The 26,669-nt window shown below is 62.7% G+C and carries 25 protein-coding genes and 1 pseudogene; 4 read left to right on the forward strand and 22 right to left on the reverse strand.

The genetic code is table 11. The features are described 5' to 3' along the window. Together AC2FNY_RS14820 and AC2FNY_RS14825 are read left to right on the forward strand one after the other, a co-directional pair. Nucleotides 1-110: pseudogene (locus AC2FNY_RS14820) on the forward strand (bifunctional methylenetetrahydrofolate dehydrogenase/methenyltetrahydrofolate cyclohydrolase); the annotation flags it as partial. A gap of 262 nt (nt 111-372) precedes the next feature. Next, nucleotides 373-1,113 (forward strand): LytTR family DNA-binding domain-containing protein, encoded by a 741-nt coding sequence (locus tag AC2FNY_RS14825; protein ID WP_234165892.1) that lies wholly within the window; start codon nt 373-375, stop codon nt 1,111-1,113. An 8-nt stretch (nt 1,114-1,121) separates the two neighbouring features. On the opposite strand, the gene pdeM is transcribed toward AC2FNY_RS14825, so the two are convergent. The 16 genes from pdeM to AC2FNY_RS14905 form a co-directional block, all read right to left on the reverse strand. Next, the gene (gene pdeM / locus AC2FNY_RS14830; protein ID WP_496802922.1) at nt 1,122-1,784 is read right to left on the reverse strand and encodes a ligase-associated DNA damage response endonuclease PdeM; all 663 of its coding nucleotides are present in this window, start codon (nt 1,782-1,784) and stop codon (nt 1,122-1,124) included. A gap of 41 nt (nt 1,785-1,825) precedes the next feature. Beyond that, nucleotides 1,826-4,234, reverse strand: a complete 2,409-nt coding sequence (locus AC2FNY_RS14835; RefSeq protein ID WP_496802923.1) for a ligase-associated DNA damage response DEXH box helicase — start codon at nt 4,232-4,234, stop codon at nt 1,826-1,828. 81 nt (nt 4,235-4,315) lie between these two features. Beyond that, nucleotides 4,316-5,125 carry an NAD(P)-dependent oxidoreductase gene (locus AC2FNY_RS14840; RefSeq protein WP_496802924.1) on the reverse strand — a complete coding sequence of 270 codons (810 nt, stop codon included), beginning with the start codon at nt 5,123-5,125 and terminating at the stop codon, nt 4,316-4,318. Continuing rightward, complete coding sequence (locus AC2FNY_RS14845) at nt 5,122-6,429, reverse strand: DUF8689 domain-containing protein (protein ID WP_234165896.1); 1,308 nt, start codon at nt 6,427-6,429, stop codon at nt 5,122-5,124. The genes AC2FNY_RS14840 and AC2FNY_RS14845 overlap by 4 nt, the downstream gene beginning before the upstream one ends. Nucleotides 6,430-6,547: 118 nt before the next feature. Next, nucleotides 6,548-7,093, reverse strand: a complete 546-nt coding sequence (locus AC2FNY_RS14850) for a prepilin peptidase (protein ID WP_234139603.1) — start codon at nt 7,091-7,093, stop codon at nt 6,548-6,550. Nucleotides 7,094-7,097: 4 nt separating this feature from the next. After that, complete coding sequence (locus tag AC2FNY_RS14855) at nt 7,098-7,946, reverse strand: tetratricopeptide repeat protein (protein WP_234139604.1); 849 nt, start codon at nt 7,944-7,946, stop codon at nt 7,098-7,100. A gap of 29 nt (nt 7,947-7,975) precedes the next feature. Further along, complete coding sequence (locus AC2FNY_RS14860; RefSeq protein ID WP_496802925.1) at nt 7,976-8,566, reverse strand: tetratricopeptide repeat protein; 591 nt, start codon at nt 8,564-8,566, stop codon at nt 7,976-7,978. Nucleotides 8,567-8,570: 4 nt separating this feature from the next. Continuing rightward, nucleotides 8,571-9,551: a type II secretion system F family protein gene (locus AC2FNY_RS14865; RefSeq protein WP_496802926.1), complete on the reverse strand. Its 981-nt coding sequence runs from the start codon at nt 9,549-9,551 to the stop codon at nt 8,571-8,573. 10 nt (nt 9,552-9,561) lie between these two features. Continuing rightward, nucleotides 9,562-10,530: a type II secretion system F family protein gene (locus tag AC2FNY_RS14870; protein WP_234139607.1), complete on the reverse strand. Its 969-nt coding sequence runs from the start codon at nt 10,528-10,530 to the stop codon at nt 9,562-9,564. A gap of 11 nt (nt 10,531-10,541) precedes the next feature. Beyond that, the gene (locus AC2FNY_RS14875) at nt 10,542-11,981 is read right to left on the reverse strand and encodes a TadA family conjugal transfer-associated ATPase (RefSeq protein ID WP_234139608.1); all 1,440 of its coding nucleotides are present in this window, start codon (nt 11,979-11,981) and stop codon (nt 10,542-10,544) included. 24 nt (nt 11,982-12,005) lie between these two features. Next, a complete protein-coding gene (locus AC2FNY_RS14880; RefSeq protein WP_234139609.1) occupies nt 12,006-13,244 on the reverse strand; it encodes an AAA family ATPase in 1,239 nt (412 codons plus the stop codon). A 183-nt stretch (nt 13,245-13,427) separates the two neighbouring features. Continuing rightward, nucleotides 13,428-14,054, reverse strand: a complete 627-nt coding sequence (locus tag AC2FNY_RS14885; protein ID WP_496802927.1) for an OmpA family protein — start codon at nt 14,052-14,054, stop codon at nt 13,428-13,430. Nucleotides 14,055-14,070: 16 nt separating this feature from the next. Continuing rightward, complete coding sequence (locus tag AC2FNY_RS14890; RefSeq protein WP_234139744.1) at nt 14,071-15,477, reverse strand: type II and III secretion system protein family protein; 1,407 nt, start codon at nt 15,475-15,477, stop codon at nt 14,071-14,073. Nucleotides 15,478-15,670: 193 nt separating this feature from the next. Beyond that, the gene (gene cpaB / locus AC2FNY_RS14895; protein ID WP_234139611.1) at nt 15,671-16,537 is read right to left on the reverse strand and encodes a Flp pilus assembly protein CpaB; all 867 of its coding nucleotides are present in this window, start codon (nt 16,535-16,537) and stop codon (nt 15,671-15,673) included. Between the two features lie 189 nt (nt 16,538-16,726). Further along, entirely contained in the window at nt 16,727-16,915 is a 189-nt protein-coding gene (locus tag AC2FNY_RS14900; protein ID WP_234139612.1) for a hypothetical protein, read from the reverse strand. Nucleotides 16,916-17,004: 89 nt separating this feature from the next. Further along, entirely contained in the window at nt 17,005-17,193 is a 189-nt protein-coding gene (locus AC2FNY_RS14905; RefSeq protein WP_234139613.1) for a hypothetical protein, read from the reverse strand. A 354-nt stretch (nt 17,194-17,547) separates the two neighbouring features. Here AC2FNY_RS14905 and AC2FNY_RS14910 point away from each other — a divergent pair, with 354 nt between their 5' ends. Beyond that, the gene (locus tag AC2FNY_RS14910; protein ID WP_496802928.1) at nt 17,548-18,393 is read left to right on the forward strand and encodes a lytic transglycosylase domain-containing protein; all 846 of its coding nucleotides are present in this window, start codon (nt 17,548-17,550) and stop codon (nt 18,391-18,393) included. Between the two features lie 52 nt (nt 18,394-18,445). Here AC2FNY_RS14910 and AC2FNY_RS14915 read toward each other — a convergent pair whose 3' ends face one another. From AC2FNY_RS14915 to AC2FNY_RS14925, 3 genes are all read right to left on the reverse strand, one after another. Further along, nucleotides 18,446-19,072, reverse strand: a complete 627-nt coding sequence (locus tag AC2FNY_RS14915) for a 3-oxoacid CoA-transferase subunit B (protein ID WP_234184242.1) — start codon at nt 19,070-19,072, stop codon at nt 18,446-18,448. A gap of 3 nt (nt 19,073-19,075) precedes the next feature. Continuing rightward, nucleotides 19,076-19,780 carry a CoA transferase subunit A gene (locus tag AC2FNY_RS14920; RefSeq protein WP_496802929.1) on the reverse strand — a complete coding sequence of 235 codons (705 nt, stop codon included), beginning with the start codon at nt 19,778-19,780 and terminating at the stop codon, nt 19,076-19,078. A 132-nt stretch (nt 19,781-19,912) separates the two neighbouring features. Beyond that, the gene (locus AC2FNY_RS14925; RefSeq protein ID WP_011048774.1) at nt 19,913-20,338 is read right to left on the reverse strand and encodes a VOC family protein; all 426 of its coding nucleotides are present in this window, start codon (nt 20,336-20,338) and stop codon (nt 19,913-19,915) included. Between the two features lie 67 nt (nt 20,339-20,405). On the opposite strand from AC2FNY_RS14925, the gene AC2FNY_RS14930 reads away from it, so the two are divergent. Beyond that, entirely contained in the window at nt 20,406-20,987 is a 582-nt protein-coding gene (locus AC2FNY_RS14930; RefSeq protein WP_496802930.1) for a TetR family transcriptional regulator, read from the forward strand. 20 nt (nt 20,988-21,007) lie between these two features. Here the strand turns inward: AC2FNY_RS14930 and topA are convergent, their stop codons facing one another. The 3 genes from topA to tldD form a co-directional block, all read right to left on the reverse strand. Continuing rightward, complete coding sequence (topA, locus tag AC2FNY_RS14935) at nt 21,008-23,647, reverse strand: type I DNA topoisomerase (RefSeq protein WP_496802931.1); 2,640 nt, start codon at nt 23,645-23,647, stop codon at nt 21,008-21,010. 164 nt (nt 23,648-23,811) lie between these two features. Then, the gene (gene dprA, locus AC2FNY_RS14940; protein WP_496802932.1) at nt 23,812-24,960 is read right to left on the reverse strand and encodes a DNA-processing protein DprA; all 1,149 of its coding nucleotides are present in this window, start codon (nt 24,958-24,960) and stop codon (nt 23,812-23,814) included. A 224-nt stretch (nt 24,961-25,184) separates the two neighbouring features. Beyond that, a complete protein-coding gene (gene tldD, locus AC2FNY_RS14945; protein WP_496802933.1) occupies nt 25,185-26,606 on the reverse strand; it encodes a metalloprotease TldD in 1,422 nt (473 codons plus the stop codon). Nucleotides 26,607-26,669: the final 63 nt, after the last annotated feature.

Genomic DNA, 26,669 nt, shown 5'->3' on the forward strand with positions numbered 1-26,669 from the left:
CGGTCCCCGGCGGCGTCGGCCCCATGACCATCGCCTGCCTGCTCGCCAACACCCTCACAGCCTGCACCCGCGCTAACAAACTCACAGAACCAAAGGGACTTACTCCGTGAGTATCCTCTGATCACGCGATGGGCCACCGGGGGCGCAAGCACCGGTGGCCCTGATGCTTCTGAGCGTCAAATGGATTTGGCGCGAAATGTGTTTTCTGCTGCACTGTTAACTTTACTGAACAACATTAAGGTGTTGCTTTCTTGCGCCGCCTGACGCCAAAGCGTCGCAGTTTGTCAAAATGGACCCCTCCCGGTATTTGTCGCAGGGTGCCAATTGCGGTATGACGGTGTTCCGCGTCAGATCAGTTCAAGCAAGTTCTTCATGATAGCCACACTGAGATCCTTTCTGAGTGCCGATAAACGGGGTCTGATCGGACCGGCCTTTGTGTTTCTATCGCTCCTGGCCAGCATCTCGGCCCCGTTCGGCGGGCACAGCATGTCCTTTGTCCAGCGGTTCCTGTTCTGGCTGCTGGTCATGGGGGTCGCGGGCGGCATCGCGCACCAGAGCCATCGTCTGGTCGAGCGGCATTTGCCCGACGCGGCGCTTTTGGGCAAGGACCTGATGATTGTCGCACTGGTCACGCTGCTCTTTACACCGGCGTTGTGGCTGTTGATCCGGCTTCTGGCGCTACCTTCTGCCGCCGCATCGCCCGACCTGTGGAGCATGGCGCGCTACGGGACCATTTTTGCCTCGGGCCTGATCATCCTGCGTCGGGGCGTCTTGTCGGGCAACGCGGTAGAGAAACCGCCGCAACCCCGGATTTACAAACGCTTGCCAGAAGGATTTTCCGAGCAGATCCTGCGGTTGACCGTCCGTGATCACAGTGTCGATGTGGTGACCGATCAGGGGGTTCACACGATCCGGTCGCGGTTCGGAGACGCCATTGACGAGATGTCTCCGATCGCTGGGCATTGTACCCACAGGTCCCATTGGGTGACCGAAGCGGCGATCGAGAGCGTCGAGCGCAGCGGGGGCAAGACCCATTTGCGCCTGACCAATGGCGATCTGATCCCGATCAGCCGCAAGTATCGCCCTGGACTGGAGGACGCGGGGATCATCTGATCCTCTGTTCAGCGTGGCATTGGCACGGCATGCGGGGTGGCGCCGGTGACAATCGCCAGCGCCTCGGGCCGCATCAGTTGGGCCAGAACCGGCGCATCGCTGCGCAACCCGCCGGTATAGGTTCCATAGGCGGGCAGCACGATCCGCGCGGTGTCGACCAGAAAGGCCGGGCGCGTCAGGTTGCGCCCGCGCAGGCGCAGCGCCGCCTTTGGGTGGTAATGGCCCGAGATCTCTCCCTGTGCGCCATCTTGCGCGATATGGCGAAACAGCAGCGGCCCAAGTGTCAGTTCGGCCAGATGGCTGCCGCCCATGTCCACCGGGCCGGGGTCGTGGTTGCCCTCGATCCAGATCCAGCGCCGCCCGGCCTGGAGCGTGGCGATGCGCAGGCGCGCGGGTTCGGGCAGGGCGCGGGCGGCCTCGGCATCGTCGAAACTGTCGCCCAGGCAGATCACCGTCTCGGGTTTGGTGCGCTCCAGATCGGATGAAAGCCGATCCAGCGTGTCGGTCACCTCATAGGGGGGCAGCGGGGTGCCGTGGCGCCGGGCGATGCGCTCGGATTTCCCCAGATGCAAGTCCGAGACACACAAAAGCCGTCGCTCGCGCCACCAGAGCGCGCCCGAGCCAAGCGCGGTGAGCCGTTCCCCGGCAAAGGTGAATTCGTACCCGTTCATGATGTGTTCTTTGCGCGGGACGCCGGATTGCGCAAGTCCTTTCAGGTCAAGAGACCGGCGTCGGCCAGCAGACGGGCACTTTCCTCGGCCAAGAGCCGCTCCTCGGCGGCGCCCTGCACCGGCACCCGGCCGACCTCCAGAAACAGCGGCGCGGCCAGTGGTGTTACCCGGTCCAGCCGCACCAGGTCGATCCGGTCGCCGACCCGGGCGATCATCTCTTCGATGCGGCCGAAATCGACCAGTCCGCGCATGGCCTCGGCTCGGGTGATCTGCATCATCAGGTGATGGGGGTCGTATTTCAGCAAGGTGTCATAGAGGATATCCGAGCTGAAGGTCGCCTGCCGCCCGGTCTTGCGCTGGCCGCCCAGATTGCGCTCGATCAGCCCGGCGATGGTGGCCGAGGCGCGAAAGGTGCGTTTCATCACCGCGTTGCCGGCCAGCCATTGATCCAGCCCGGCGCGCAGGCTGTCGATTTCGAAGAGCGGCGCCGGGTCGGTCGTGGCCTCGAGCCCCCAGATCAGCACCGCGTAATCGGTGGCGACAAAGCCCAGCGGGTTCAGGCCCGTCTCCTCCATCCGTTTGGTCAACAACAGGCCCAGCGTCTGCATCGCGTTGCGCCCGGCAAAGCCGTAGACGCAGAGATGCTCGCGCCCGTCCTGCGGAAAGCTTTCGATCAGCAGCCGCCCGCGTTCGGGCAGACGCGAGACCTGGCGTTGCAGGGCCAGCCAGTCGGCGGTGTGGCGCGGAAGCTGCGGCCAGTCGGTCTGCGCGAACAGGTCGAGGATGCGGGCGCTGAGCTGGGTCGAGGTGGCGAATTTGGTGCCCATGAAGGTGGCGATCTTGGGCTTTTTATCGGCGCGGCGGCTGACCTCGACCACCATCTCGCGCAGGCCCTCGTAGCGCACGATCTGGCCGCCGATCAGAAAGGTGTCGCCGGGGGTGAGCGAGGCGGCGAACCCTTCCTCGATCTCGCCCAGCGGCTTGCCGCCGCGATTGCGCCTAAGCCGGACCTTAAGCGTGTCGGTGTCCTGGATGGTGCCGATATTCTGGCGGATCCGCTGGGCGCTGCGCGGGTCGCGCAATTGCCATTGCCCGTCCGGGCGCTGTTGCAGGCGCTGCCAGCGGTCATAGGCGCGCAGCGCATAGCCGCCGGTGGCGCAGAACTCGAGACAGGCATCGAATTCGGATCGGGAGAGATCGGCATAAGGCCCCGCCGAGGTCATCTCGGCAAAGAGCGCATTGGCGTCAAACGGTCCGGAACAGGCGGCGATCAGGATATGCTGGCAGAGCACGTCGCGCGGGCCGGGGCCGCGCGGGTCGCCGTCCAGCGCGTGTGCGCGAACCGCTTCGAGCGCGGCGATACATTCGACCACCTCGAACCGGTTGGCGGGCACCAGCAGCGCCTTGGAGGGCGCGTTATAGCGGTGATTGGCCCGCCCGATCCGCTGCACCAGCCGCTTGACGTTCTTGGGGGCGCCGATCTGGATCACCAGATCGACATCGCCCCAGTCGATGCCCAGATCGAGACTGCCGGTGCAGACGATGGCGCGCAGCTCGCCCCGCACCATCGCCGCCTCGACCCGCTCGCGCTGGGTCCGGTCGAGGCTGCCGTGGTGGATGCCGATGGGCAGACCGCCGTCATTGGCCAGCCAGAGGTTGTGAAAGAAGATCTCGGCCTGGGCGCGGGTGTTGTGAAAGATGAGCGTCGTCTTGTGCCGCCGGACCTGATCGAGCACGGCGGGGATCGCATAGGCCGCGCCACCACCCGACCAGGGCGGCATTTCCTCGGTTTCCAGCATGGCGATATCGGGATCGGGGCCGGGATCGGCCAGCAGGATCTCGCAAGGGTCGGGGTGACGGGCGAGGAAGCGGGCGATGGCCTGCGGGTCCTCGACCGTGGCCGAGAGGCCCACCCGGCGCAGGTCGGGGCAGAGCGTTTGCAGCCGCGCCAGCGCCAGCATCAGCTGGTCGCCGCGCTTGCTTTCGGCCAGCGCGTGAATCTCGTCGACCACCACGCGGCGCAACCCGGCAAACATGCGCGGCGCGTCCTCGTAGGAGGTCAGGAGCGCGAGGCTTTCCGGCGTGGTCAACAGGATATGGGGCGGGTCCGCGCGCTGTCGTTTCTTTTGCGTGGCCGAGGTATCACCGGTGCGATCCTCTATCCGGATCGCCAGGCCGATCTCGTCAACCGGGGTGCGCAGGTTGCGCTTGATATCGGCGGCCAGCGCCTTGAGCGGGGAGACATAGAGAGTGTGCAGGCCCTGATGCTGTCCCGTTGCCAGCTCGGCCAGTGTGGGGAGAAACCCGGCCATGGTCTTGCCGCCACCGGTGGGGGCAATCAACAGGGTTGCGGGGCGGTCGGCGCGATCAAACATCGCTTGTTGATGGGGATGGACGGACCAGCCCTTGGCGGTGAACCAGTCGGTGAGGAGCGCGGGGAGCTGCGGCATGGGGTGACCTTATCACCAGCCTTGGGCAAGGGAAGGGGGCGCTGCCCCCGTCGCCCTATGGGCGACTCCCCGGAGGTATTTTCAAACAGAAGAAGGGCGCGGGCGCAGGGACCTGATCGCGGTCTGGACGCTGCGGGGCAGGGTGGTGTCGGCGCCCTGCGGCGCGGCGTCGAGCGCGCTTTCGACATCCTTGACCAGGATGCCGATCGTGTTGTCCTCGCTCAACCCGTCACGGGAGAATTCGATCTGGTCGAAATTGCTGGCAAACCAATTCTGGCCCGAACTGGTATGGATGAGTCGGAGCAGCGCGGCCTCGTCGAGGCCGGCGGCATCGCCCCAGTCCAGCACCAGCCGTGTCATCGCCGTATTGGCGGCGGCGAGCAGGTTGTTGAGCACCTTGGCCTGCATGCCCGAGCCAAAGGGGCCCATACGGTGGAAATGGCTGCCCATCGCGTCGAAGAGCGGTTGTGCCGCATCCAGATCGGCGGGTGCGCCGCCCAGCATGAAAGAGAGCCGCGCCTCCTCGGCCGCGACCTGGGCACCGGACATGGGGGCGTCGATCAGGGTGATATGGTCCGGCACCCGCGCCCGCAACGCGCGCACATAGCGGGGCGACAGGGTGGAGCAGAGGATGACACAATCGAGGTGTTTTGCGTAAGTGAGTTTCTGATCTGTGAACAATACCTGCTCAGTTTGCGCAATATCACGGACGACAGTGATGAGAATGTTCAAGTCTTGCGAAAATACTGCGATATCATCGGTAATCCCGTGATCTTTACCTGCAAAATCGCTGGATGGTCGAATGTCGAAACCTTTCGCCGGGAACCCCGCGCGTCGCAGGGCGGCCAGCATCGGCGCCCCCATGCGGCCACAGCCCGCGACCCCGATCATTTCACGATCTTCTCGTCCTTGACGAACATGTTGGCCCAGGCGCGGTCGATCAGGTCAGGGCTCATCTGATAGGGGATGCCTTCGAACTCGCAGATGGCGATCATCTGGTCGATCAGGAAGACCGGCTGATAATTGGCATAGATGTTGTCGATGGTCGGGTATTTGACCTTGAGCAGATGCACCAGCGCCTTTTCGTCCAGCGGCACGCCCTTCTTGCGGGCGACCATGGCGAAGATTTTCAGGAAGTTTTCCTGGTTCGGGCCGTCGATCTTGATCTTGAAGAAGATTCGGCGCAGCGCCGCCTGGTCAAAGATCTCGTTGGGGTGAAAGTTGGTCGAGAAAATCACCAGGGTGTCAAAGGGGACTTCGAATTTCTCGCCCGATTGCAGGCCCAGAATGTCCTTGCCCTCTTCCAGCGGCACGATCCAGCGGTTGATGATCGCCTGCGGCGGTTCGGCCTGGCGGCCAAGGTCGTCGATGATGAAGATGCCGCCGGTGGATTTCAGCTGCAAGGGCGCCTGATAGGTGCGCGCAGTGGGGTTGTAGACCAGGTCGAGCATCGACAGCGACAGCTCGCCCCCGGTGATCACGGTAGGGCGTTCGCACATCACATAACGGCTGTCGAACCGGGCGCGGCGGCGCAGTTGGGTCGGATCGTCTGGTTCCTGTTCGACGGCGGTGTGCACGATCGGGTCATAGACGGTGATGACCTGGCCGGAATACTCGATGGCGCGCGGCACATAGACATTGTCACCCAAGGCGTCGCGGATGCCGTTCGAGATCGAGGATTTGCCGTTGCCGGGCGGGCCATACATCAGAATCGAGCGGCCGGCGCTGACGGCGGGGCCGAGATGCCCCAGCAGGCTGTCGGGCAGCACCAGATGACCCATCGCGCGCACCAGTTGGTCACGGGTGACCTGGATGTTGCGGATCGACTGGCGTTTCACCTGCTCGCGATAAACCTCGAGCGGGACCGGCATGGCGCCGAAATATTCAGACTGGCTGAGTGCGTCGAGCGCGCGCGACTTGCCCGCATCGGTCAGCTGATAGCCCATCTCGTTGCCGCTGTTGGCGTTGAGAGTCCCGGTCGCCTCGAGCAGTTTCTGGCCGCGGGACATGTCGATCAGTTCCTGCGTGACCGAAAGCGGCAGACAGATGGCCTCGGCAACTTCGCGGGCGGTTTCCACATTCTTGCGGAACACGGTCTTCAACAGAATGTCCCGCATCATGACGATGGGCAGTTGCATCTCGGCTATGCCCTTTGGTGCGGGCGGGGCGATCACGGCGGTGGGTTGCATATTCATCGGTGTGCCTGCAGTGGTTCTGGTGACATGTCTGCGGGTGTCCCGCTTGGTGCCGAAAGTGATGCAACAATGTGGCATCACAAGGGCGCCGGGGCGGTGATTGATGGGTCAGCCGCGCTTAGCTGCCCCGTGCGATACCAAGCGCCAAATAGGTGACCAGCCAGAGGCCCAGCGCCAGGCCCATGGGGAACTTCTTGCCGCTGTCCCAGCTTTTCCAGTCGGGTGCAAAGCGCCTTAGCCCGCTGTATTTGGCGATGCGGTGGGTGGCAAAGGCACCCAGCAGGCTGGCGGCGAGGATCGCCATGGCAAGGATCAGATCGGCGGTCCAGACAAAGGGCGCGGCCGCTGCCAGGAACTTGGCATCGCCCGCACCCATGGCGCCCGCTGCGTTAAACCCTATCCCGACCAGCAGGATCAGCGGCAGATGCAGCAATTGCCAGGCATAGGTGGGCAGGGCCATCGGTATCGGGCCGATACGGCCCGATGCCCATTCGCTGGTAAAGGGCGGATATGCAATCAGTCCCACCGCCACAAAAACCCCGGCCAGTGCCATGACCGCGTGGTTGCGGATCTTCAGTTCGGCCAAGTCGGTATAAGCGACATAGAGGCAGATCGGCAGCGCGAAGGGTAAAAACCACAGCGCGGCATAGGCAGGAAGGGCCATGAGATCAGCCGATCTCCAGCGCCCGGAGCGAGCGTACCGCGTCTTCGAAATGTTGCGGATGGGTGTCGATTGCCTCGCGCAGCAGTGCCTTGCCGGTAGTGACGTCGCCCTGTTTGACCGCCGACAGCGCCATGGTGTGCAGCAACTGAGCGCGCTCGATCTGGGTCATCGGGACCACGGGCAGCGTATAGTTGCGTTGGGCACTGCGGGCCAGAACCAAGTTGTTCTTGGCGGTAAAAAGGTTGTCGTCCTGACGGATAGCGTCGCCGAACAGGCGCTCAGCCTCGGCGAAATCGCCGCGGGTCAATTTGGAATAGCCCCAGTTATTCATCACGCCGGCAGGCCGGGTGGTGAGGCCAACGGCGATTTCGTAAAAGGTATCGGCGTTTTTCCATTCCTGATTGGAATCCGCCACCATCGCCTCGAGCCGGTAGCGTTTGAAGGTCTCGTGGGTGGGCGGCACTCCGTCCAGCACCTGCTCTGCCCGATCCCACTCGTTGTTGCGGATCAGCGCATCGGCCAGATCGACCGCGTCGTCCGGGATGGCGCCGTCCATCTTGACGACGCGGTTCCAGGCGGCGACGGCCTCGGTGTTGCGGTTGGCGCGGGTTAGCGACTTGGCCAGTCCACGTTGCAGGTCAGCCCGGTCGGGATTGTCCTTTGCAGCGCGCTGGAAATAGTCGACCGCTTCATTGGGGTCTGCCACCGTCAGCATCACGTCGTTCAGATTGGTTTCGTCGACGACATTCACGTCCTGAAACGCGCGCTCGACGGTTTCATCCGCGTTGTCGGAACAGGCCGATAGGGTCAGGCCACCTGCCAGCATGACCGGAACCAGGATAAAGTGGCGCATTTTTGCGTCCTTCTTGCTGCTCTTGCCCTCTATGGTGTCTTGCGGATCAGGAAATCACCTTGTCCCCGCTGCACCAATTTGAATTCTTCTTTTTGTTCAATATTAATAACAGGATTTTCCGATTTTGCGAGCGCAATCCGCAGATTGTTTCGGATTGAGTCACTTTCGCCATTGTCCAATGCATATGCCTTGCGGAACACGGCGGTCGCCTCGGCGATCTCGCCCTTTTCCATCAGCAGAACGCCGAGATTATTCCAGGCTTCGGGCCAGTCAGGGGCCTCTTCGACAGCGCGGCGCAGCATGGATTCAGACTGCCCCAGCCGCCCCAGGCCCAGATTTGCAGTGCCCAGGCCCGTAAGGATTTCCGTGGTCATTCCCTCGTCCAGCGCGGCGCGGGTAAAGGCGTCAAGCGCCAGTTCGTATTCGCCGGCGGCCATCAGGCGCTGGCCCACTTCGACACCGCTTACCGCCTGTTTGCGGTGATCCACACCGGGCGGGAAGGGGTTGTCGGGCAGAGTATTTTCGTCGCCTTTCGTGCAAGAGGCCACCGTCACCGCGGTGACGATGGCCCATGCGAGCGCAGGCTTTGGCCGTCGGGCCGGCACAGCCGATGATGTCATGTCGTCATTTGCTCATGTTGCCAAGTTCCATGATGCCCTTTGCCGACGGGCCAACAAGGATGATCAGCAATGGCGGAACCGTCAGCATCATTGTGGCAAGGGTCATTTTGGTTGGCAACTTGTTTGCGGCCTCTTCAGCGCGCATCACCCGCTTGTCGCGCATTTCTCCGGCGTAGACACGCAGCGCTTCGGCAATAGAGGTGCCGAATTGGGCGGACTGGATCATCACGGTGACGAAAGAGGACACATCGATCACACCGCAACGAGTACCCATATCGCGCAGTACCTTGTCCTTTTCCTTGCCCGCCTTCATTTCATGGGCGACGACTTCGAATTCGTCTGCCAGATCGGGATAAGATGCCCGCAATTCCTTGGCCACGCGGACGATGGATTGGTCCAGCGACTGGCCTGCTTCGACGCAGACAAGCAACATGTCCAGCGCATCCGGAAACGCGCGGGTGATGTTCTCCTTCCGGGTATCGACGCGACGGGTGATCCAGTAGCGCGGCAAGAAATAGGCTGCGGCACCGGGGCCGAGAACCCGCAGAAGCATCCCCTGGGCGTCCAGGTCCTTGTCCGCCTCGATGACGGTGACATAGAGCACACCCAGTAGAAGGCCCACCAGGCCCAACGCCATCTGGGCAAAGTGAAAGAAGCGCACCGCGTCCTTGGATTGATACCCGGCCTGGCGCAGCTTCAGCTGCATCGCCGAAAGTTGGTCGGCGTCCTGCGGTTCCAGGAAAGAGGCAAAGCGTTGCAGCTGTTCGTTGCGCCCGCTCTGACGCAGTTGATCTTTCTTCGGTTTTGCGACCGTCTTGGGGTTCATGTCCCGCTTGAGTTTTTTCAGCGGGTCCTCGGGTTGGTTCATCAGCAGTGGGACGGCCAACAGGACCATGAACAGGCCCAGCACGCCGACCACGATCAGGGGGCCGAACTCTCCCAGGTGACCTGTCAGAAAGTCGTTGATCTGGTTCAGAAGTTCCATGATGTCCTCCTCAGACCTTGATATTGGTCAGCATGCGCATGACGAACAGGTTGGCGGTCAGCAACACGCCGACGACGAAACAGGCGGGGATGAACAGCGGGTGATCCATCACCCCGTCGTAATAGCCCGGGTCGTTCACCAAGATGACCATCAGCGCCACCAGCGGGAATGCTGACAGGAACTTGCCCGACCACTGCGCCTCGGCGGTGATCGCTTTGACGCGGCGGAATAGACGGAAGCGGGCGCGGATCACTTTGGCCAGACCGGCCAGAACCTCTGCGAGGTTGCCACCCGATTGCTGCTGGATGGTCACCGCCACCGAGAGGAAGCGCAGATCCTGCATATCCAGCCGCTCGGCCATTTCCTTGAGTGCCTCGCCCACCTCGCGACCATAGGCGGCTTCGTCGGCGATGATGCCGAATTCGGTGGCGATCGGATCTTCGGATTCCTTGGCCACGATCTGGATGGCCGAGACCAGCGGATGCCCGACCCTGAGCGAGCGCACCATCAGTTCGACCGAGTCAGGGAGCTGCTCTTCGATCATGCTCAGCCGTTTCTTGGCCTTCTGGTTCACCCAGAGATAGACTGCGGCGATACCGATGGCGACCGAGATAGCGGCGCGCAGTTTGACCTCTGTCTGGGTGCCAATGCTGAGCCCGACAAAGGCGATGCCCGCCAACAGCGCCATGATCATGATCAGCTGTCGGGGGGTAAATGCGATGGCCGCTTTCTGCGCCTTTTCCGCCAAGAGCGAATAGAGCGGGATCGACTTCGACTTCATGTGCTGCTGCATCTCCTTGCGGAGCTGCTCCAGCACCTGTTCGCGGCCGGCGCCCTTGTCCAGCATCTCGAGCCGGCGGTTCACCCGGCTGTTGAGGCTGATGGATTTCCCGAAAGCGACGAGATAGAGCCCTTCGACCAGCACCAGGACCCCGACAAAGATCAGGCCGTAGATGATCGGTTCTGCACTGAGTTGCATGGTCTTGATCCTTACATCGTGGTCGGTTCATAGATCGACGGCGGCAGATCATAGCCCCACATCCGGAAGCGCTCCGAGAAATGGCTGCGCACGCCGGTGGCGGTGAAATGGCCAATGATCTTGTTGTCGGGGGTCAGGCCCACCCGCTGATAGCGGAAGATTTCCTGCATCGAGATGACGTCGCCCTCCATCCCCGTGATCTCGGTGATCGAGGTCATACGGCGGCTGCCGTCCTGAAGACGGCTGGCCTGCACGATCAGGTTGACGGCGCTGGCGATCTGGCTGCGCACGGCCTTGATCGGCATCTCGATCCCGGCCATGGCGATCATGTTCTCCAGACGGCTGACACCGTCACGGGCGCTGTTCGCGTGGATCGTGGTCATCGAACCGTCATGGCCGGTGTTCATGGCCTGGAGCATGTCGATGACTTCCTCGCCGCGGGTCTCGCCGACGATGATGCGGTCGGGGCGCATCCGAAGCGCGTTCTTCAGACAGTCGCGGGGAGAAACCTCGCCCTTACCCTCGACGTTTGGCGGGCGGCTTTCCATTCGGCCCACATGGGTTTGTTGCAGCTGGAGTTCAGCAGTGTCTTCGATCGTCAGGATGCGTTCGGCATTGTCGATGAAGCTCGACAGCGCGTTCAGCGTCGTGGTTTTGCCCGAACCGGTGCCGCCCGAAACGATCACGTTCAGCCGGGTGGCGACAGCGGCCTGGAGATACGCGGCCATCTCTTCGGTAAATGCACCGAATTGAACCAGGTCGTCGATGCCCAGTTTGTCCTTCTTGAACTTCCGGATCGACACCAGCGAACCGTCAACCGCAATCGGCGGCACCATCGCGTTGAAACGCGAGCCGTCGGCCAGACGGGCGTCGACATAGGGGTTCGATTCATCGACGCGCCGGCCGACCGCGCTGACGATCTTGTCGATGATCCGAAGCAGGTGGCGTTCGTCTTTGAATGTGATGTCGGTCAGTTGCAGCTTGCCCGAACGTTCGACAAAAATCTGCTGCGGCCCGTTCACCAGGATATCGTTGACCGTATCGTCCTGAAGTAGGGTTTCCAACGGTCCCAGACCGGTGACCTCGTCATACAGCTCCTTATTGAGCTGCATGCGGTCCTCGCGGTTCAGTACCACGCCTTTGTTTTCTAGTATCTCGCTGGTGATGGCGGTAATTTCAGCGCGCAGTTCCGCCTCGGCGGCATGTTCCAGCGCCGCAAGATTAAGGTTTTCCAGAAGGTCGCGGTGCAGTTCAATCTTGAGCTCGCTCAACCGTTCCTTGCGCTTGCGGTCGCGGTCCTGCGGGGCCGCCTCTGCGGCCTGCTTCTGAGCCGGTTTGCGCAGGCTGGCCGAGGGTGCGGGCTCAGCCTTTGCGGCAGGCGCCTCGGCTTTCTTTGCGGCCAAGGCGGCCACTGGCATTGCCTTGTCGGTCTTTTTATATCTTGAAAACACGATCGACCCCCTCGTCTATGGTGTTCAGGCTGCCTTGGCGTCGCTGCGCCCCAATTCGTGCAGCGATTGCGCCAGTTTCGCGATTTCGCGGCGTAGTGGATTCTTGGGCGCCGAGGTTGCCAGCGGTAGACCGTGATCGGCGCCCTGAGTGACCTGTTTGCCACCATCGGGCAGTTGCAGGTCGATCGAGATACCAAGAGATTCCCCCATCCGTTTGACCCGGCTCTTGCCGCTGAGATCGGTGAATTTCGGCGCCTTATTCAGGGCAAAGCGCAATTTGTTGAAGGGCAGGTCCTCGGATTGCAGCGCGCGCTTCATCCGCAGCGCGTTCTGGGCCGAGCGCATGTCCAGCTCGATCATCGCGAAATAGACATGTGCGGCCTGAAGGATCGTCTCGGACCATTGGACCAGCGTCTTGGGCATGTCGACGATCACATAGTCGAAATGCGCCCGCGCCATCTCGATCACCCGCTGGATGTCCTCGGGCGTGAGAATGTCGAGCGGAACCATGTCCGAGGGCGCGGTGAGCACCTGCAACTTGTCCTCGAAGCTGAGCAGGGCCTGACCGAATACCTCTTCGTCCATGCTTTCGGTTTCCGAAAGCATCTCGAACACCGCCTCGCGGCGGGGCAGATCCAAGTAGGTTGAGACCGAACCGTATTGCAGGTCGAGGTCCAGCAGGCAGACGCTGGGAGCATCCTCGCCGCCGATGCTGGCCAGTTCCCAAGCGAGGTTGACTGCCATGGTGGTAGACCCAGTACCCCCTGCCAGGCCGTGCACTACGATCAATGCCCCCTCGCGGGCAGCGCCCTTGTTCAGGTTCGCGGTGTTGTGATGGGTCTGGGCCTGCTCTGGCTCGGGCTTGTTCAGCCGGTCGATGGCTGATTGCAACTCGCGCTCGGGCAGAGGGTAGGGCACAAACTCGTCGGCCCCCTTTCGCAGCAGTTGATGCAGCGAAGCGGGGGTGACGTCCTCGGCGATCAGAATGATCTTGATGCCACGCGTCTTGGCCTGTGTGATGATTTCGCCCATCAGGACAAGGTTGTCCTCGTCATCCGAGTCAATCGCGAGGGCGATGAATTCGAGAGAGTCGGATTCCGGCTGGCTGAAGAAGGCCAGCGCCTCGGCAAAACCCAGGTCACCCCAGCTTTCGCCCATCGCGGCTTCCATGTCCTCAATCAGAAGGTCGAAGTTCTGCACGTCCCGACTGACGGTACAGGCCAGGATCGGCGTCGTTTCGGGTTGCGGCATTGCGCTGCTCATTGCCTCTTTCCTCTTTACGGGGGCGAGGCAACGAGACGGTGTCCGGTCTGCCTTCGCCCGCGTGCGACCGGGAATCTGGTCGCACGTCACCTATTGGAAGCAATGTCGCGGGTAAGTTGGGCGAGATTTGGGCCGAAAAGAACCAATTGTAGGGAATCGGGCGACGATGCCGCCCGATTCCACTTATTGTTCGAAGGCGCTGGAGGAGGTGTCGATCTCGACCGTAGTCTTGGGCTCGGCACTCTTGATGTATTCGCGATAGACCACCTGGGCATATTTGCCGTCCAGCAGGTTCTGGTGACCATCGACAAAGCCTGACACCTGGGTGACGGTGCGCCGGTTGCGGCGCTCGCGCTCGCTGGTGGGCACTAGAGGCTGGGTTTCACCGTAGGAGACAACCGCCTCGAGCCGCGAACGGCTGACGCCCCGGCTGGCAAAGAAGGAGACGACCGCGCGCGCGCGACGCATGCCCAAGCTCTTGTTATAGCCCGAGGAACCGACCGCGTCGGTATGGCCATACACCCGGAAGCGCACCTCGGGGAATTGCCGGATCCAGTCGGCCTGCAATGTCAGCACCTGCTGAGCGGTTGCGTCCAACTCAGCGCTGTCAAAGGCAAAATTGATCTGGGTCGGAACCTCGCGGGCAAACCGGTCCGCCAGGACCTGCGCATAGCTGCGCTCGCCGTTCATCATCTGGGTATTGTTCAGAGTCGCATTGCCGAACGTCCCAGAGTCGACCTGATAGCCGGCTTCAAGGCCGCAGGAGGCGAGTGTTCCGGTCAGCCCCAGGCATATCATCCAGTTCCGCATCGGTCCCATCCCCTGATCACTCCAAGACATAGCCATAAGAGCCGCTGAAATCCTGTCGCGCGACCTCGGAGGCAGCGCCGCTACGGGCACGCTCGGTCCGGGATGTCTTGCCGCGCAAGAACAGGTCGCTCTCGGTGGGCGGCTTGACCCGATCGGTCGGCAGCGCCAATGCCTCGCCACGAGTAGGCGAAACCAGATGGGCGGTGATGATGATCACCAGTTCCGTCTGCGAGCGCTGGTAGTTCGCACTGCGGAACAGGGCGCCAAGCACTGGTACGTCGCCGATCCAAGGTAATTGCGAGTTGTTGTCAAGGAACTCGTCTTCGATCAAACCAGCAATGGCAAAGCTTTCGCCGTCCTTTAGTTCGACAGTTGTCGAGGTCTCGCGTCGCTGGAAGGCGGCAATCTCGAAGCCGTTAACCGTGATCGAGTTATTGGGGTCGAGCGACGAAACTGCTGCCAGAAGCTCCAGATTGATCAGATCGCCATCGACCACGCGGGGGATGAATGCCATCTCGACGCCGAATGGCTTGTATTCGACGGTAAAGAGCCCATCGCGCTGGGCCACCGGGATCGGATATTCGCCACCGGCAAGGAACTTGGCCTCTTGCCCGGAGAGTGCCGAAAGATTGGGCTCGGCCAGGGTGCGGACGACACCCTTGCGCTCCAGCGCCTCGAGAAGCAGTCGAACCTGTGTCGACCCCGCGCTGAAACCAAAGAGAATTGCGCCAGCATTATCGTTCAGAACCGGTATGTTGCCAGTGATGGCATTGGTCAAAGCGGGCTGGTTATTAAGTGTGTTCAGGCCGCCGATAGCGTTGCCACCGCTGACACCAAGCGAGGCGCTCAGAGATTTCGAGACCGAGCGTTGCATCTCTGCAAAGCGTACTTTCAGCATGACCTGCTGCACACCGGCGACACTCATCAGGTTCGACACTCGCTCGGGCGCGTAGCGTTCGGCTAGGTCCAGTGCTCTTTGCAGGCGTGCCGTGCTCGACGCGGTGCCCGATAGCACGATGCCGTCATTGGCGGTGCGAACCTCGATCTTTTCGTTGGGCAGAATCTGTTTCAGGCGTTCCTTGAACTCTGCTACATCGAACGAGACGCGCACATTCACGTTAGTGATCAGGCGCCCACCCGCATCAAACAGGCTGAGCGTGGTCAGGCCCGGCGATTTACCTAGGACATAAATGGTACGGTCGGAAAGTGATGAGATATCGGCGATGCCGGCATTGGCAATCGAAAGCTCGGCAAAGGGCGTTTCGCTTTCGACGACGATGGCCCGGTTCATCGGAACATCAAGGGTTTCTGCGGTCCCTTGTTTGACCACGCGCAGGTCCTGAGCCTGCGACAGGCCGGCAACTGGGCTGCACGCAATTGCGAGCCCCGTCAGGGCCGCTTTGATCAAACCTTCAATTTTCATGTGACCTGCCTTTCCGATCACGCCTCTGAGCCGGGTCTTTTTGCCCGATATTTTTATCAGTCTGCGCGACTTGGCTCTTTTTTGCAAGAATCATTGCTTTTCGGCCCCTCGTTAATGTGTGTATTGCGCAACAAGGCAAAAGGACCGCGCCCATTGGCGCGGTCCCGATTTTTGATCTGTTGAATCCGAAGCATCAATTCGTGCAGGGGATCGGGATGTCGACAACCTCGGCACCGCGGCGGGTACGGATAGTGCAAACCTTTTCCTCGGCCTTTTCCGGCACCGCCTCGAGGGCGCCGAGACCCAGCAGCATACGCTGGTCCACTTCGACCGCAGCCGCGATGGTGTCGTCGTCGGCGCCGACCAGGGCCAGGGTCAAGCGCCCTGTGGTCTGGGCCTGGGCCAGCGATGCCACCTGTTGGGGCAGGGCAGCGACAGTAACCGTGCGGGCGATATTGGCGCCGGTCACGTCACCGCCCGCGATCTGGTCGATCGCGACGATCTGGATATTGGTCTGGATCAGGCGGGTGATCTCGCCCTGCTTCCCTTCGAGCGGGCCGGTTGCGCCGGACAGGCCACCGGTCCAATAAACATCGACGCGGTCGCCCGGGCGCAGAAAGCCAGAGACGCCGCTGGTTACGTCGACCTTGATGGCAAAGGCCCGCATGCCACGCGCCAGTTGCGAAGTCAGCCCCGCATCCTCACCCGGCTTGGTGACCTTGACGGCCATGATGGCCTCATCTTTTTCCATCGCGCGCAGGACATAGCGGTTGTCCTCCTGACGCTCGGGGAACAGCATTGCGGCATCCATGAAGGTGCCTTCGGGAATGGCGTTTTCGGGCCAATTCACGGCACGCACGTCTTCTTTGGTCAGGCGTTCGCCGTAACGGAGCGGGCGCGAGGCTACATATACGGTCTTGGTGGGTACGACCTGTGCCCGCGCCTGCCGCTCGCGCGCCAATTCGTTTTGATATGCGGAGATATAGTTGCGGGCCATCATCACCGCCCCCCCGGCAAGTGCGATCCCCACGATCAGGACCAGTCCGAATACTGCTCGCATCTTGTCACCTCTCTTCCGTTTCGGTCGCCCGGCCGCGGCCTTTCTGGCCGGGCACAGGCTGTTCGAAACATATTCTGCGCTTCAAATGTGTCATTCTCTGGGTCAAAGAACGCCCCTACGGCGCCTCTAACAGACAAACTGAAACTTGTTTTACTTCGAATTTATTTCGAACCAGGCGGCGCAACCAGGTCAGAGCCCGGTATCCACGTTGACCGTGCCAATGGTGGTCGAAACGGCCGAAGATACATCGCCTGTCGGGCCATTAATCGCCGAATAAGCGATACCGGCCAGAGAGACCACAGCAGCAGTCAGAACCACCCAGTCGACCGTGACGGCGCCGTCTTCCTCTTTTGCAAAGAGCATCCAGCTATACAGCATGGCAGTGCCTCCGTCGCATTGATTTCAGATAGAAAGGGCCACGCCTTGGGTAAAGACGCGGCCCCGATCTGCTGTAATCAGCCAGGCTATTACAGGCCGGTATCCGGCGTCACGCTGCCCAGCTCGGTATTGATGGCGGTCGACAGAGTGCCGGTACCGGTCGAGATGCCGTTGTAAGCAACAGCGGCCAGAGCCACGACAGCTGCGGTCAGCACGACCCAGTCAACGGTCACTGCGCCATCTTCGTCTTTGCGGAAGTTTTTGAAGAATTTGATCATGGTTAGTCCCTCCTAAGGATCACAAGAGTTTGTCTCAACCTCGCCGTCCGTCTGAACCTGCTCTCTCTCGTTGGCTCATGTCCGTCGCGGTATGGGAGTATATTTGCCTGTGGGCCGTGGCAGGATTTGGGCCAAAACTCGGATTTCTTTGCCTGATTTTAATTTTTTTCCCAGAAACAAGTTAAGCGTATGTTTTGGTTAGATAAAAAACTTAGGATTTTCTGTTGCCCCGTCTGTTGGCGATGCAAAACCGCATCAAATATGGCAAAATCGCCCCAATCCGGCGGGTTTTCTGGTGTTGGTGACGGGTTTTGAGCAATAAACTCGGAAAAAAACATATCTAGAGGCGAGCAGATGGTCCTCAGATACATAACCATGATTGCAAGCGCGGCTGTTTTTGCGGCTGCGGTCGAGTCGCGCGCGGAAAACCCCGCGCCTCTACCCGAAGTCAAGTTCAAGCGGGTGCGCGCACCCGCGCCGGGGACGCGTCCACGGGTCGATGTGCAGATCTCGGCCGAGGAGCACGCCCGTGCACCTGTTGCCGGGCGGCAGAAACCGGTCGAGGCGGAGGAGGTTGTCACCGCCGCAGCCACGCCCGTGCCCGATGCGGCGGCGCCCACCGGGCGCTATGCCTGGTTCTGGGACAAGATCTCTCCCGCGCTTGGCCCCGACCGGCCCCGCCAGTTGGAGGACATGCTGAGCGCGCTGTCCGCCGGCGGCGTGGATGCGCCGCGCCTACAGGCCTTGCAGGATATCGCGCGGGCACAGGGCATCTCGATCCTGCGCTCGACCGTGGGAACCGAGGTTTCGCCAGCGCTGGTGCTCGCGGTGATCGCGGTGGAATCGGCAGGCCGCGCCGATGCGGTCAGCGGAGCGGGTGCGCAGGGGCTGATGCAGCTGATGCCCGACACGGCGGCGCGCTTTGGCGTGGCCGACAGCCTGTCACCGGATGAGAATATCAAGGGCGGCGTGCGCTATCTGAACTGGCTGATGGAGGAGTTCGGGCGCGACCCGGTGCTGGTGCTTGCCGGATACAACGCGGGCGAGGGCGCGGTGCGCAAACACGAAGGCGTGCCGCCTTATGCCGAAACCCGCGACTACGTGCCCAAGGTACTGGCGGCCTATCAGGTGGCGCGCGGGCTCTGCGCCACACCGCCCGAACTGATCACCGACGGTTGCGTGTTCACCGCCATGCAATAGAAAAACCCGCCCCGGTTGCGGGGGCGGGTTCGTCGGTTCAAAAGAGGTGTGGTCAGTCGACCAGCGTCGCCTCGGTCGCGGCGCGCATCTCGGCCTCGGTCACGCCATCGGCCAGTTCCACGATCTTCAGCCCGCCCTCGACCACGTCGAGAACGCCCAGGTTGGTGATGATGCGGTCGACCACGCCCTTGCCGGTCAGCGGCAGGGTGCATTCCTTGAGCACTTTCGATTCGCCGTGCTTGTTGGTGTGATCCATCACAACCACCACGCGGCCGACGCCCGCCACCAGGTCCATGGCGCCGCCCATGCCCTTGACCAGCTTGCCGGGGATCATCCAGTTGGCCAGATCGCCCTTTTCGTCCACTTCCATCGCGCCCAGGATCGCGGCGGCGATCTTGCCGCCCCGGATCATCGCAAACGAGGTGGCACTGTCGAAATAGGCGGTGCGGGCCAGTTCGGTGATGGTCTGCTTGCCGGCATTGATCAGGTCCGGGTCCTCGTCGCCCTCATAGGGGAAGGGGCCCATGCCCAGCATGCCGTTTTCCGATTGCAGGGTGATGTCCTTGTCGCCCACATAGTTGGCCACCAGCGTCGGGATCCCGATGCCGAGGTTCACATACATGCCGTCTTCGAGCTCTTCTGCCGCGCGCGCGGCCATCTGATTGCGGTCCCAGGGCATGGCTCAAGCCTCCTCACGTTTGCGGGTGGTGCGCTGTTCGATGCGCTTTTCATGCTCGCCCTGAATGATGCGATGCACATAGATGCCGGGCAGGTGGATGCAATCGGGGTCCAGTTCGCCGCGCGGAACGATTTCCTCGACCTCGGCGATGCAGATCTTGCCGCAGGTGGCCGCGGGCACGTTGAAATTGCGCGCGGTCTTGCGGAACACCAGGTTGCCGGTGTCATCGGCCTTCCACGCCTTGATGATCGACAGATCGGCAAAGATACCCTCTTCGAGGATATAGGTCTCGCCGTTGAAGTCCTTGTGCTCCTTGCCATCGGCGATGACGGTGCCGACGCCGGTCTTGGTATAGAAGCCGGGGATGCCCGCGCCACCGGCGCGCATGCGCTCGGCCAGGGTGCCCTGGGGGTTGAATTCCAGCTCCAGCTCGCCGCTCAGGTATTGCCGCATGAACTCGGCGTTTTCCCCCACATACGAGCTGATCATCTTCTTGACCTGCTTGGTTTGCAGCAGGATGCCGATGCCGAAATCGTCGACACCCGCATTGTTCGAGGCAAAGGTCAGATCCTTGGCACCCGACTCCTTGATGGCCTGCAAGAGCAGTTCGGGAATGCCGCACAGGCCGAAGCCGCCCGCCGCGATCAGCATGCCGTCCCGCAGCAGACCGTCGAGCGCCTCTGTGGCGTTGGCATAGACTTTTTTCATGGAAACTCCCCCAATGACTTGGTGATTGCGCCGGTTTTGCCGCCGCGTCAGCGCGGAGTCAATGACGGGTTCCGGGGGATGGTATTTCTACGGAATGGCACGGGCCGGGGCGGCGGAACCGCCCCGGCCGGGTCACTGGGGCAGGGCCTCGGCACTGTATTGCGCGGCAAATTCGGCGCTGGGCGGGATCGGGGTGATGACGTCGATCAGCACGCCATTGGGGTCGGCGGTGATGAAATGGCGCTGGCCGAACGCCTCGTCCTTGAGCGGTTTCAACATCGGCAGGCCAGCCGCTGTCAGCCGGTCATATTCCGCCGCCGCGTCTGCCACCTCGAAGTTCAGGATCACGCCGCGCACCGGGCCACGGGCCTGGGCCGGGATGGTTTCGTGCTGCCCGTCCAGGATCGCCAGATTGACCGAGGGGTCGGCGCTGGATTGCAGGTGAACGTACCAATCGGCCTCGAACGCGGTGTGGAACCCGAAATGGCTGCGATAGAAATCGGCGGTGCCCTGCACGTCGCCGGTCTGGATGACGGGGTAATACTGGGTCGTTTTCATATTGCCTTTCTCCTCAACATGCATACAGTCTGTATGTGAAATGGAATTAAACATACAGGCTGTATGTATGCAAGAGAAAAATACACCCGTCCCCAATGCCGACCGTCGCGCCGCGATGCGGGCACGCCTGATCGCCGCTGCGCGGGCGCTGTTCGTGGACAAGGGATATGCCGAGACCTCGACACCCGAGATCGTGCGCGCCGCCGAGGTGACGCGCGGCGCGCTCTATCACCACTTCGCCGACAAGGCCGATCTGTTTCGCGCCGTGGTCGAGGCCGAGGCCGAGGCGCTGGTGCACCGGATCGACGCCGAGGCGGTCAGCGCCGGGGCAGAGGGCATGGAAGCGGGCAGCGCCGCCTTTTTCCGCGCCATGGCCGAGCCGGGTCGCGCCCGGCTGCTGCTGATCGACGGGCCGGCGGTGTTGGGGCCGGAGGAGATGAGCCGGATCGACGCCGGCGGTGGCCGTGCGTCGTTGCGCGCCGGACTCGAACTGGTGGTCAGCGGTATCGGCGAGGACGAGATGCAGGCATTGACCGAGGTGCTGTCCGCCGCTTTCGACCGCGCCGCGCTTGCGATTGCGCAAGGGGCCGAGCCCGCGCCCTTTGAACGCGCGATGACACGGCTGGTAGTGGGGTTGCGCGGGCGCTGATGCCCGCGCCCGTGTCGTGGTCAGCTCTCGGTTTTCTTGGTGGTCTTCTTGCGCGGGGCGGCCTTTTTCTTGGTGCCCTTCTTGGCTGATTTCTCGGCAATCAGCGCGACCGCCATCTCCATCGTCACATCTGCCGCCTCGACATCCTTGGGCAGGGTCGCGTTGACCTTGTCCCATTTGACATAGGCGCCATAGCGGCCGTCCAGCACGTTGACCGCGCCGCCGTGTTCGGGATGTTCGCCCAACTCCTTGAGCGGTTTGGCCGCCGCCCGGCCCCGAGCGCGGGGATTGGCGCGTTTCTCGGCCAACAGTTCCACCGCGCGGTTCATGCCGATCTCGAACACGTCGTTCGGGTCCTTGAGATTGGCATAGACCGGTTTGGCCTCGTCCGGCAGCTGATGCACCAGATAGGGGCCGAACCGCCCGAAATTCGAGCTGATCATGCCACCTTCGGGGTGTTGCCCGATCTGGCGCGGCAGGCTGAGCAGCACCAGCGCTTTTTCCAGGTCCAGGTCTTCGGCCGACCAGCCGCGCGGCAGGCTGGCGCGCGGGGGTTTCTTGTTTTCTTCGCTGATCTCGCCGCGCTGGACATAGGGGCCGAACCGGCCCGCCTTGAGCCAGATCTCGTCGCCGCCATCCTCACCCAGCAGCCGCTCGGCGCTGTCATCCGCGTCGCCGCTGATCGGGCGGGTATAGCGGCATTCGGGATAATTGCCGCAGCCGACGAACCCGCCGGTGCGCGAGGTTTTCAGATGCAGCTGGCCGGTGCCGCATTTGGGGCAGATCCGCGGGTCGGATCCATCCTCGCGCGGCGGATAGAGCTGAGGCGCCAGCGCCTCGTCCAGCTTGTCGAGCACTTCGGAGATGCGCAGCTCGGATGTTTCACTGATAGCTGCCGAGAAATCGCGCCAGAACCGGCCCAGCAGGTCCTTGTAATCGCGCGAGCCCGCGCTGACGTCATCCAGCTGCTCTTCCAGATTGGCGGTGAACTCGTAACCCACATACTGGCGAAAGAAGTTCAGCAGGAAGATGGTGACGATCCGCCCCTTCTCCTCGGGGATCAGGCGGTTCTTGTCCTTGCGGACATATTCGCGGTCCTGAATCGTGGTGATGACCGAGGCATAGGTCGAGGGGCGGCCGATGCCCAGCTCTTCCATCCGCTTGACCAGCGTCGCCTCGGTATAGCGCGGCGGCGGCTGGGTGTGATGCTGCAGCGCCAGCACGGCCTCGTTCTCGGACAGAATCGCTTCCTTGGCGATCTTGGCACCCTCGGTCAGCGGGGTATCCCCCGTTGCCTTGGCGAACTGATCGGCCAGCGAGGTCTTGGCAAAGACCACCTTTTCCCCCATCGAGATCTGCGGCAGGCGCTTGTCCTCATCATTCTCGACATCGTCGCGCCCCTCTTCGTAGACGCGCAGGAACCCGTCGAACAAAACCACCTGGCCGGTGGCGCGCAGGCCGACCTGACCATCGGCGCTGCCGATCTCGACCGTGGTCCGCTCCAGCCGGGCGGCGGCCATCTGACAGGCGATGGTGCGTTTCCAGATCAGGTCATAGAGACGGCGCTGATCCTCGTCTTTCAGTTTCAGCGCGGCGGCATCCTTGCGCATGTCGGTGGGGCGGATGCATTCATGCGCTTCTTGCGCGTTCTTGGCCTTGTTCTTGTACATGCGCGGGCTGTCGGGCACGTATTCGGCCCCGAACCGCTCGGCAATGGCGTCGCGGGTGGCCATCACCGCCTCGGGCGCCATGTCGATGCCGTCGGTCCGCATATAGGTGATGTGCCCGGCCTCATAGAGGCGCTGCGCCGCGCTCATGCAGTGGCGCGCGCCCATGCCGAACTTGCGGCTGGCCTCTTGTTGCAGGGTCGATGTCATGAAGGGGGCAGAGGGGTTGCGCGCCGCCGGTTTCGCCTCGACCGACTGGATGCTCAGCGCGCGGCTGGTGATCGCCTGCACCGCCAGTTCGGCCTGGGTGGCGTTGGACAGGTCCATCTTGTCGAGCTTGTTGCCCGCCAGCGTGACCAGCCGCGCCTCATAGGCCTGACCGCGCGGGGTTTCCAGCAGCGCCTTGACCGACCAGTATTCCACCGGCTTGAACGCCTCGATCTCCATCTCGCGCTCGACGATCAGGCGCAGGCAGACCGATTGCACCCGGCCCGCGCTGCGCGCGCCGGGAAGCTTGCGCCACAGCACCGGGGACAGGTTGAAGCCCACCAGATAATCCAGCGCGCGACGGGCCAGATAGGCCTCGACCAGCGGCATGTCGACCTGGCGCGGGTTCTGCATCGCCTTGGTCACCGCGTCCTTGGTGATGGCGTTGAAGGTGACGCGGCTGACGGCGGTGCCCTTCTTGATCGAACGGCGCTTGGTCAGAGCCTCCTGCAGGTGCCAGCTGATCGCCTCGCCCTCGCGATCGGGGTCGGTGGCGAGGATCAGTTCGTTGTCCTCGGCCAGCGCGTCGGCGATCGCCTTGACATGCTTGCGGCTGTCGGCGGCAACCTCCCAGGTCATGTCGAAATCATGCTCGGGATCGACCGATCCGTCCTTGGCAGGCAGGTCGCGCACATGCCCATAAGATGCCAGAACCGTGTAGTCCGAGCCGAGATATTTGTTGATCGTTTTTGCCTTGGCAGGGGATTCTACAACAACAACAGGCATTTAAGTGGCAACCTCATTCATCGGACACGGCGCGTTCTATGGCGGGGCAACATGTGGGGTGCAAGCCCCGATTGTCAATCGGTGCTGTTTGGGCGCAGATATTCCGAGTGTCAGAGGCACATGTGGCCGGTCCGTTGCGGCCTTGGGCACATGTCGCGCAGGGGTCAGCTGACGCGCGACAGAAGCCCGCCAGCCTGACGGTTGATCCGGCCCTCAAGCTCCAGATCGACCAGCACCGGGGCGACCTCGCCCGGGCTGGCAGCCAGATCGCGGATCAGTTGATCCTCGGCCACCGGCGAGGGGCCGAGACGGTCGAGGATCTGGCTGTGCAGCGCCGCGGTCTCGCGCAGGCTGCGTTTGGGGGGCGGTGCCGGCTGTTGCATCAGGTCGCACAGATCGGGTTGCGGTTGCGGCGCTGTCAGGGCGGGCAGGACAGCGATCACATCCTCGGCATTGCGCACCAGATGGGCGCCGTCGCGGATCAGCATGTTGCAACCGGCGGCGCGGGCGTCGAACGGGTGACCGGGCACTGCCAGCACCTCTCGCCCCTGATCCAGGGCGTCGCGCGCGGTGATCAGGCTGCCGGATTTGGCGGCGGCCTCGACCACCACCACCGCCTGGGCCAGACCCGAGATGATGCGGTTGCGGCGCGGGAAATGGCGGGCCTGCGGGGTCAGGCGCATCGGTTGTTCCGACAGGCGCAATCCCTGACGCGCGATATCTCCCGCCAGATGGGTGTTCTCGGCGGGATAGATCGTGTCGGCGCCACCGGCCATCACCGCGATGGTGCCGGTGGGCAGCGCGGCCAGATGCGCGGCGGTGTCGATACCGCGCGCCAGCCCCGAGACCACCACGAATCCGGCAGCACCCAGATCCTGCGCCAAAGCCCGCGCCATGCGGGTGCCCAGCGACGAGGCATTGCGGGCGCCCACCAGCGCGATCATCGGGCGGCGCAACAGGGCCGGGTCACCGAGCAGCCACAAGAGCGGCGGCGCATCCGAGATCCCGGCCAGATGAGCGGGGTAATCGGCATCGCCCAGGCACAAAAGCCGCGCTTGCGCGGCTTTTGCGGCCTTGAGCTCTGCTTCGACAACACCGGGCGGGCATATTTCATAGCCCTCGACCCCGGCGGCACGTGCCACTTCAGGCAACGCGGCCAGCGCGTTCTGCGCCGTGCCATGCTCGTGCATCAGTCGGCGAAACGTTGTCGGGCCAACTCTGCGCGAGCGCAAAAGGCGGAGCCAGGAAAACCGGTCCTCTTCCGTGGTGGGTGGGAGTGGGGGGTGATAGGAAGAAAACTGTTCCTCGGTCATCCGTTGCTCCGCCTGTTTGCAGAAACAGGTTTACGGTCCGGCCCGTTAACAGGTGGTGAATCAAGCTAAATTTTTCGCAGTTTTTTGCGTTCGGGACAGAAAGTCACGCTCAACCATCTGAAATAAAAGAACTTTGATGAAAATTCCTTGGGCGAACCCGTGGGTTGCCCAGACGCAGGGAGGCGAATCGGCGGCAAAGCTGTTTACCTTGCCGCCGTCCGGTTTCACGCCGCCGAGCCGCCCACCGTCAGCCCGTCCATCAGCACCGTGGGCTGGCCCACGCCCACCGGCACCCATTGGCCGTCCTTGCCGCAGGTGCCCATGCCGGGGTCGAGTGCCATGTCATTGCCAAGCCCCCGGATGCGTTTCAGCGCAGAAGGGCCGTCGCCGATCAGCGTGGCCCCCTTGACCGGGGCACCGATACGACCATTGCGCACCCGGTACGCCTCGGTGCAGGAGAACACGAACTTGCCATTGGTGATGTCGACCTGACCGCCGCCGAAGCCCACCGCCCAGATGCCGTCCTTGATCTCGGCCACCAGATCGGCGGGGTCTGCATCGCCGCCCAGCATCACCGTATTGGTCATCCGTGGCATCGGCTTGTGGGCATAGCTTTGCCGCCGCCCGTTGCCGGTCGGCTCCACCCCCATCAGGCGGGCGTTCTGGCGGTCTTGCATGTACCCGGTCAGAATGCCGTCCTCGATCAGCACGGTCCGGCGCGAGGGCGTGCCCTCGTCATCGACGGTGATCGAGCCGCGCCGGTCGGGCAGGGTGCCGTCATCGACCACGGTGACCCCGCGCGCGGCCACCTGCTGACCCATAAGCCCGGCAAAGGCCGAGGTGCCCTTGCGGTTGAAATCGCCCTCCAGCCCATGCCCGATCGCTTCGTGCAGCAGGATACCGGGCCAGCCAGGGCCAAGCGCCACCTCCATCACCCCGGCAGGCGCCGGTTCGGCATCCAGATTGACCAAAGCGATCCTCAGCGCCTCACGCGCCTGCGCCTGCCAGGCCTCGGGCGCGATCAGCCCGTCCAGCCCGACCCGGCCACCGCCACCGGCGCTGCCACTTTCGCGCCGTCCGTCCCGCTCGACGATGACCGAGACATTCACGCGTGTCATCGGTCGCACATCACGCAGATGCACCCCGTCGGGCCGCAGTATCTCGACCTCTTGCAGCGAGGCCATGATCGAAGCCGAGACCTGTACCACCCGCGAATCGAGATCGCGGGCATAGGAGTCGATCTCGCGCAGGGTCTCGACCTTGACCGGAAAGGCGGCCGACGCGATGGGGTCATCCTCGGTATAGAGCTTGCGATTGGTGCGGGCCGGGGCACCCGCCAAAGTGCCGCCGCCATCGCCCACCGCCAGCCGCGCGGTTTCCGCCGCCCGCCGCAATGCGGGGATAGAAACATCGGTGGAATGCGCATATCCCGCCACCTCGCCCTTGACCGCCCGCAATCCGAACCCCTCGGACGCGTCGTAGGAGGCCGAGCGCAGCCGCCCGTCGTCAAAGCTGAGCGCCTCGGATTTGCGGCGCTCGACGAACAGCTCTCCATCCTCCGCCCCGTCGGTGGCCGCCCGCAGAACGGCCAGTGCCTCGTCCTGCGGAAGGGCTGTTTCAAAAGGGCGAAAAGGGTCCTGCGCCATGATTTGCGGCCTCGTTGTTTGATCCAGATCAAAAATAGCGTCTGTTTGACGCAAGCATTTTGC

It is taken from the genome of Ruegeria sp. BHSC223 (genome assembly GCF_059613025.1).

Bases quoted from the DNA above. Each gene is read 5' to 3' on its own strand.
- AC2FNY_RS14825 (WP_234165892.1), top strand. From the start codon at position 373: ATGATAGCCACACTGAGATCCTTTCTGAGTGCCGATAAACGGGGTCTG.
- pdeM (WP_496802922.1), bottom strand. From the start codon at position 1,784: ATGAACGGGTACGAATTCACCTTTGCCGGGGAACGGCTCACCGCGCTT.
- AC2FNY_RS14835 (WP_496802923.1), bottom strand. From the start codon at position 4,234: ATGCCGCAGCTCCCCGCGCTCCTCACCGACTGGTTCACCGCCAAGGGC.
- AC2FNY_RS14840 (WP_496802924.1), bottom strand. From the start codon at position 5,125: ATGATCGGGGTCGCGGGCTGTGGCCGCATGGGGGCGCCGATGCTGGCC.
- AC2FNY_RS14845 (WP_234165896.1), bottom strand. From the start codon at position 6,429: ATGAATATGCAACCCACCGCCGTGATCGCCCCGCCCGCACCAAAGGGC.
- AC2FNY_RS14850 (WP_234139603.1), bottom strand. From the start codon at position 7,093: ATGGCCCTTCCTGCCTATGCCGCGCTGTGGTTTTTACCCTTCGCGCTG.
- AC2FNY_RS14855 (WP_234139604.1), bottom strand. From the start codon at position 7,946: ATGCGCCACTTTATCCTGGTTCCGGTCATGCTGGCAGGTGGCCTGACC.
- AC2FNY_RS14860 (WP_496802925.1), bottom strand. From the start codon at position 8,566: ATGACATCATCGGCTGTGCCGGCCCGACGGCCAAAGCCTGCGCTCGCA.
- AC2FNY_RS14865 (WP_496802926.1), bottom strand. From the start codon at position 9,551: ATGGAACTTCTGAACCAGATCAACGACTTTCTGACAGGTCACCTGGGA.
- AC2FNY_RS14870 (WP_234139607.1), bottom strand. From the start codon at position 10,530: ATGCAACTCAGTGCAGAACCGATCATCTACGGCCTGATCTTTGTCGGG.
- AC2FNY_RS14880 (WP_234139609.1), bottom strand. From the start codon at position 13,244: ATGAGCAGCGCAATGCCGCAACCCGAAACGACGCCGATCCTGGCCTGT.
- AC2FNY_RS14885 (WP_496802927.1), bottom strand. From the start codon at position 14,054: ATGCGGAACTGGATGATATGCCTGGGGCTGACCGGAACACTCGCCTCC.
- AC2FNY_RS14890 (WP_234139744.1), bottom strand. From the start codon at position 15,477: ATGAAAATTGAAGGTTTGATCAAAGCGGCCCTGACGGGGCTCGCAATT.
- cpaB (WP_234139611.1), bottom strand. From the start codon at position 16,537: ATGCGAGCAGTATTCGGACTGGTCCTGATCGTGGGGATCGCACTTGCC.
- AC2FNY_RS14900 (WP_234139612.1), bottom strand. From the start codon at position 16,915: ATGCTGTATAGCTGGATGCTCTTTGCAAAAGAGGAAGACGGCGCCGTC.
- AC2FNY_RS14905 (WP_234139613.1), bottom strand. From the start codon at position 17,193: ATGATCAAATTCTTCAAAAACTTCCGCAAAGACGAAGATGGCGCAGTG.
- AC2FNY_RS14910 (WP_496802928.1), top strand. From the start codon at position 17,548: ATGGTCCTCAGATACATAACCATGATTGCAAGCGCGGCTGTTTTTGCG.
- AC2FNY_RS14915 (WP_234184242.1), bottom strand. From the start codon at position 19,072: ATGCCCTGGGACCGCAATCAGATGGCCGCGCGCGCGGCAGAAGAGCTC.
- AC2FNY_RS14920 (WP_496802929.1), bottom strand. From the start codon at position 19,780: ATGAAAAAAGTCTATGCCAACGCCACAGAGGCGCTCGACGGTCTGCTG.
- AC2FNY_RS14925 (WP_011048774.1), bottom strand. From the start codon at position 20,338: ATGAAAACGACCCAGTATTACCCCGTCATCCAGACCGGCGACGTGCAG.
- AC2FNY_RS14930 (WP_496802930.1), top strand. From the start codon at position 20,406: ATGCAAGAGAAAAATACACCCGTCCCCAATGCCGACCGTCGCGCCGCG.
- topA (WP_496802931.1), bottom strand. From the start codon at position 23,647: ATGCCTGTTGTTGTTGTAGAATCCCCTGCCAAGGCAAAAACGATCAAC.
- dprA (WP_496802932.1), bottom strand. From the start codon at position 24,960: ATGACCGAGGAACAGTTTTCTTCCTATCACCCCCCACTCCCACCCACC.
- tldD (WP_496802933.1), bottom strand. From the start codon at position 26,606: ATGGCGCAGGACCCTTTTCGCCCTTTTGAAACAGCCCTTCCGCAGGAC.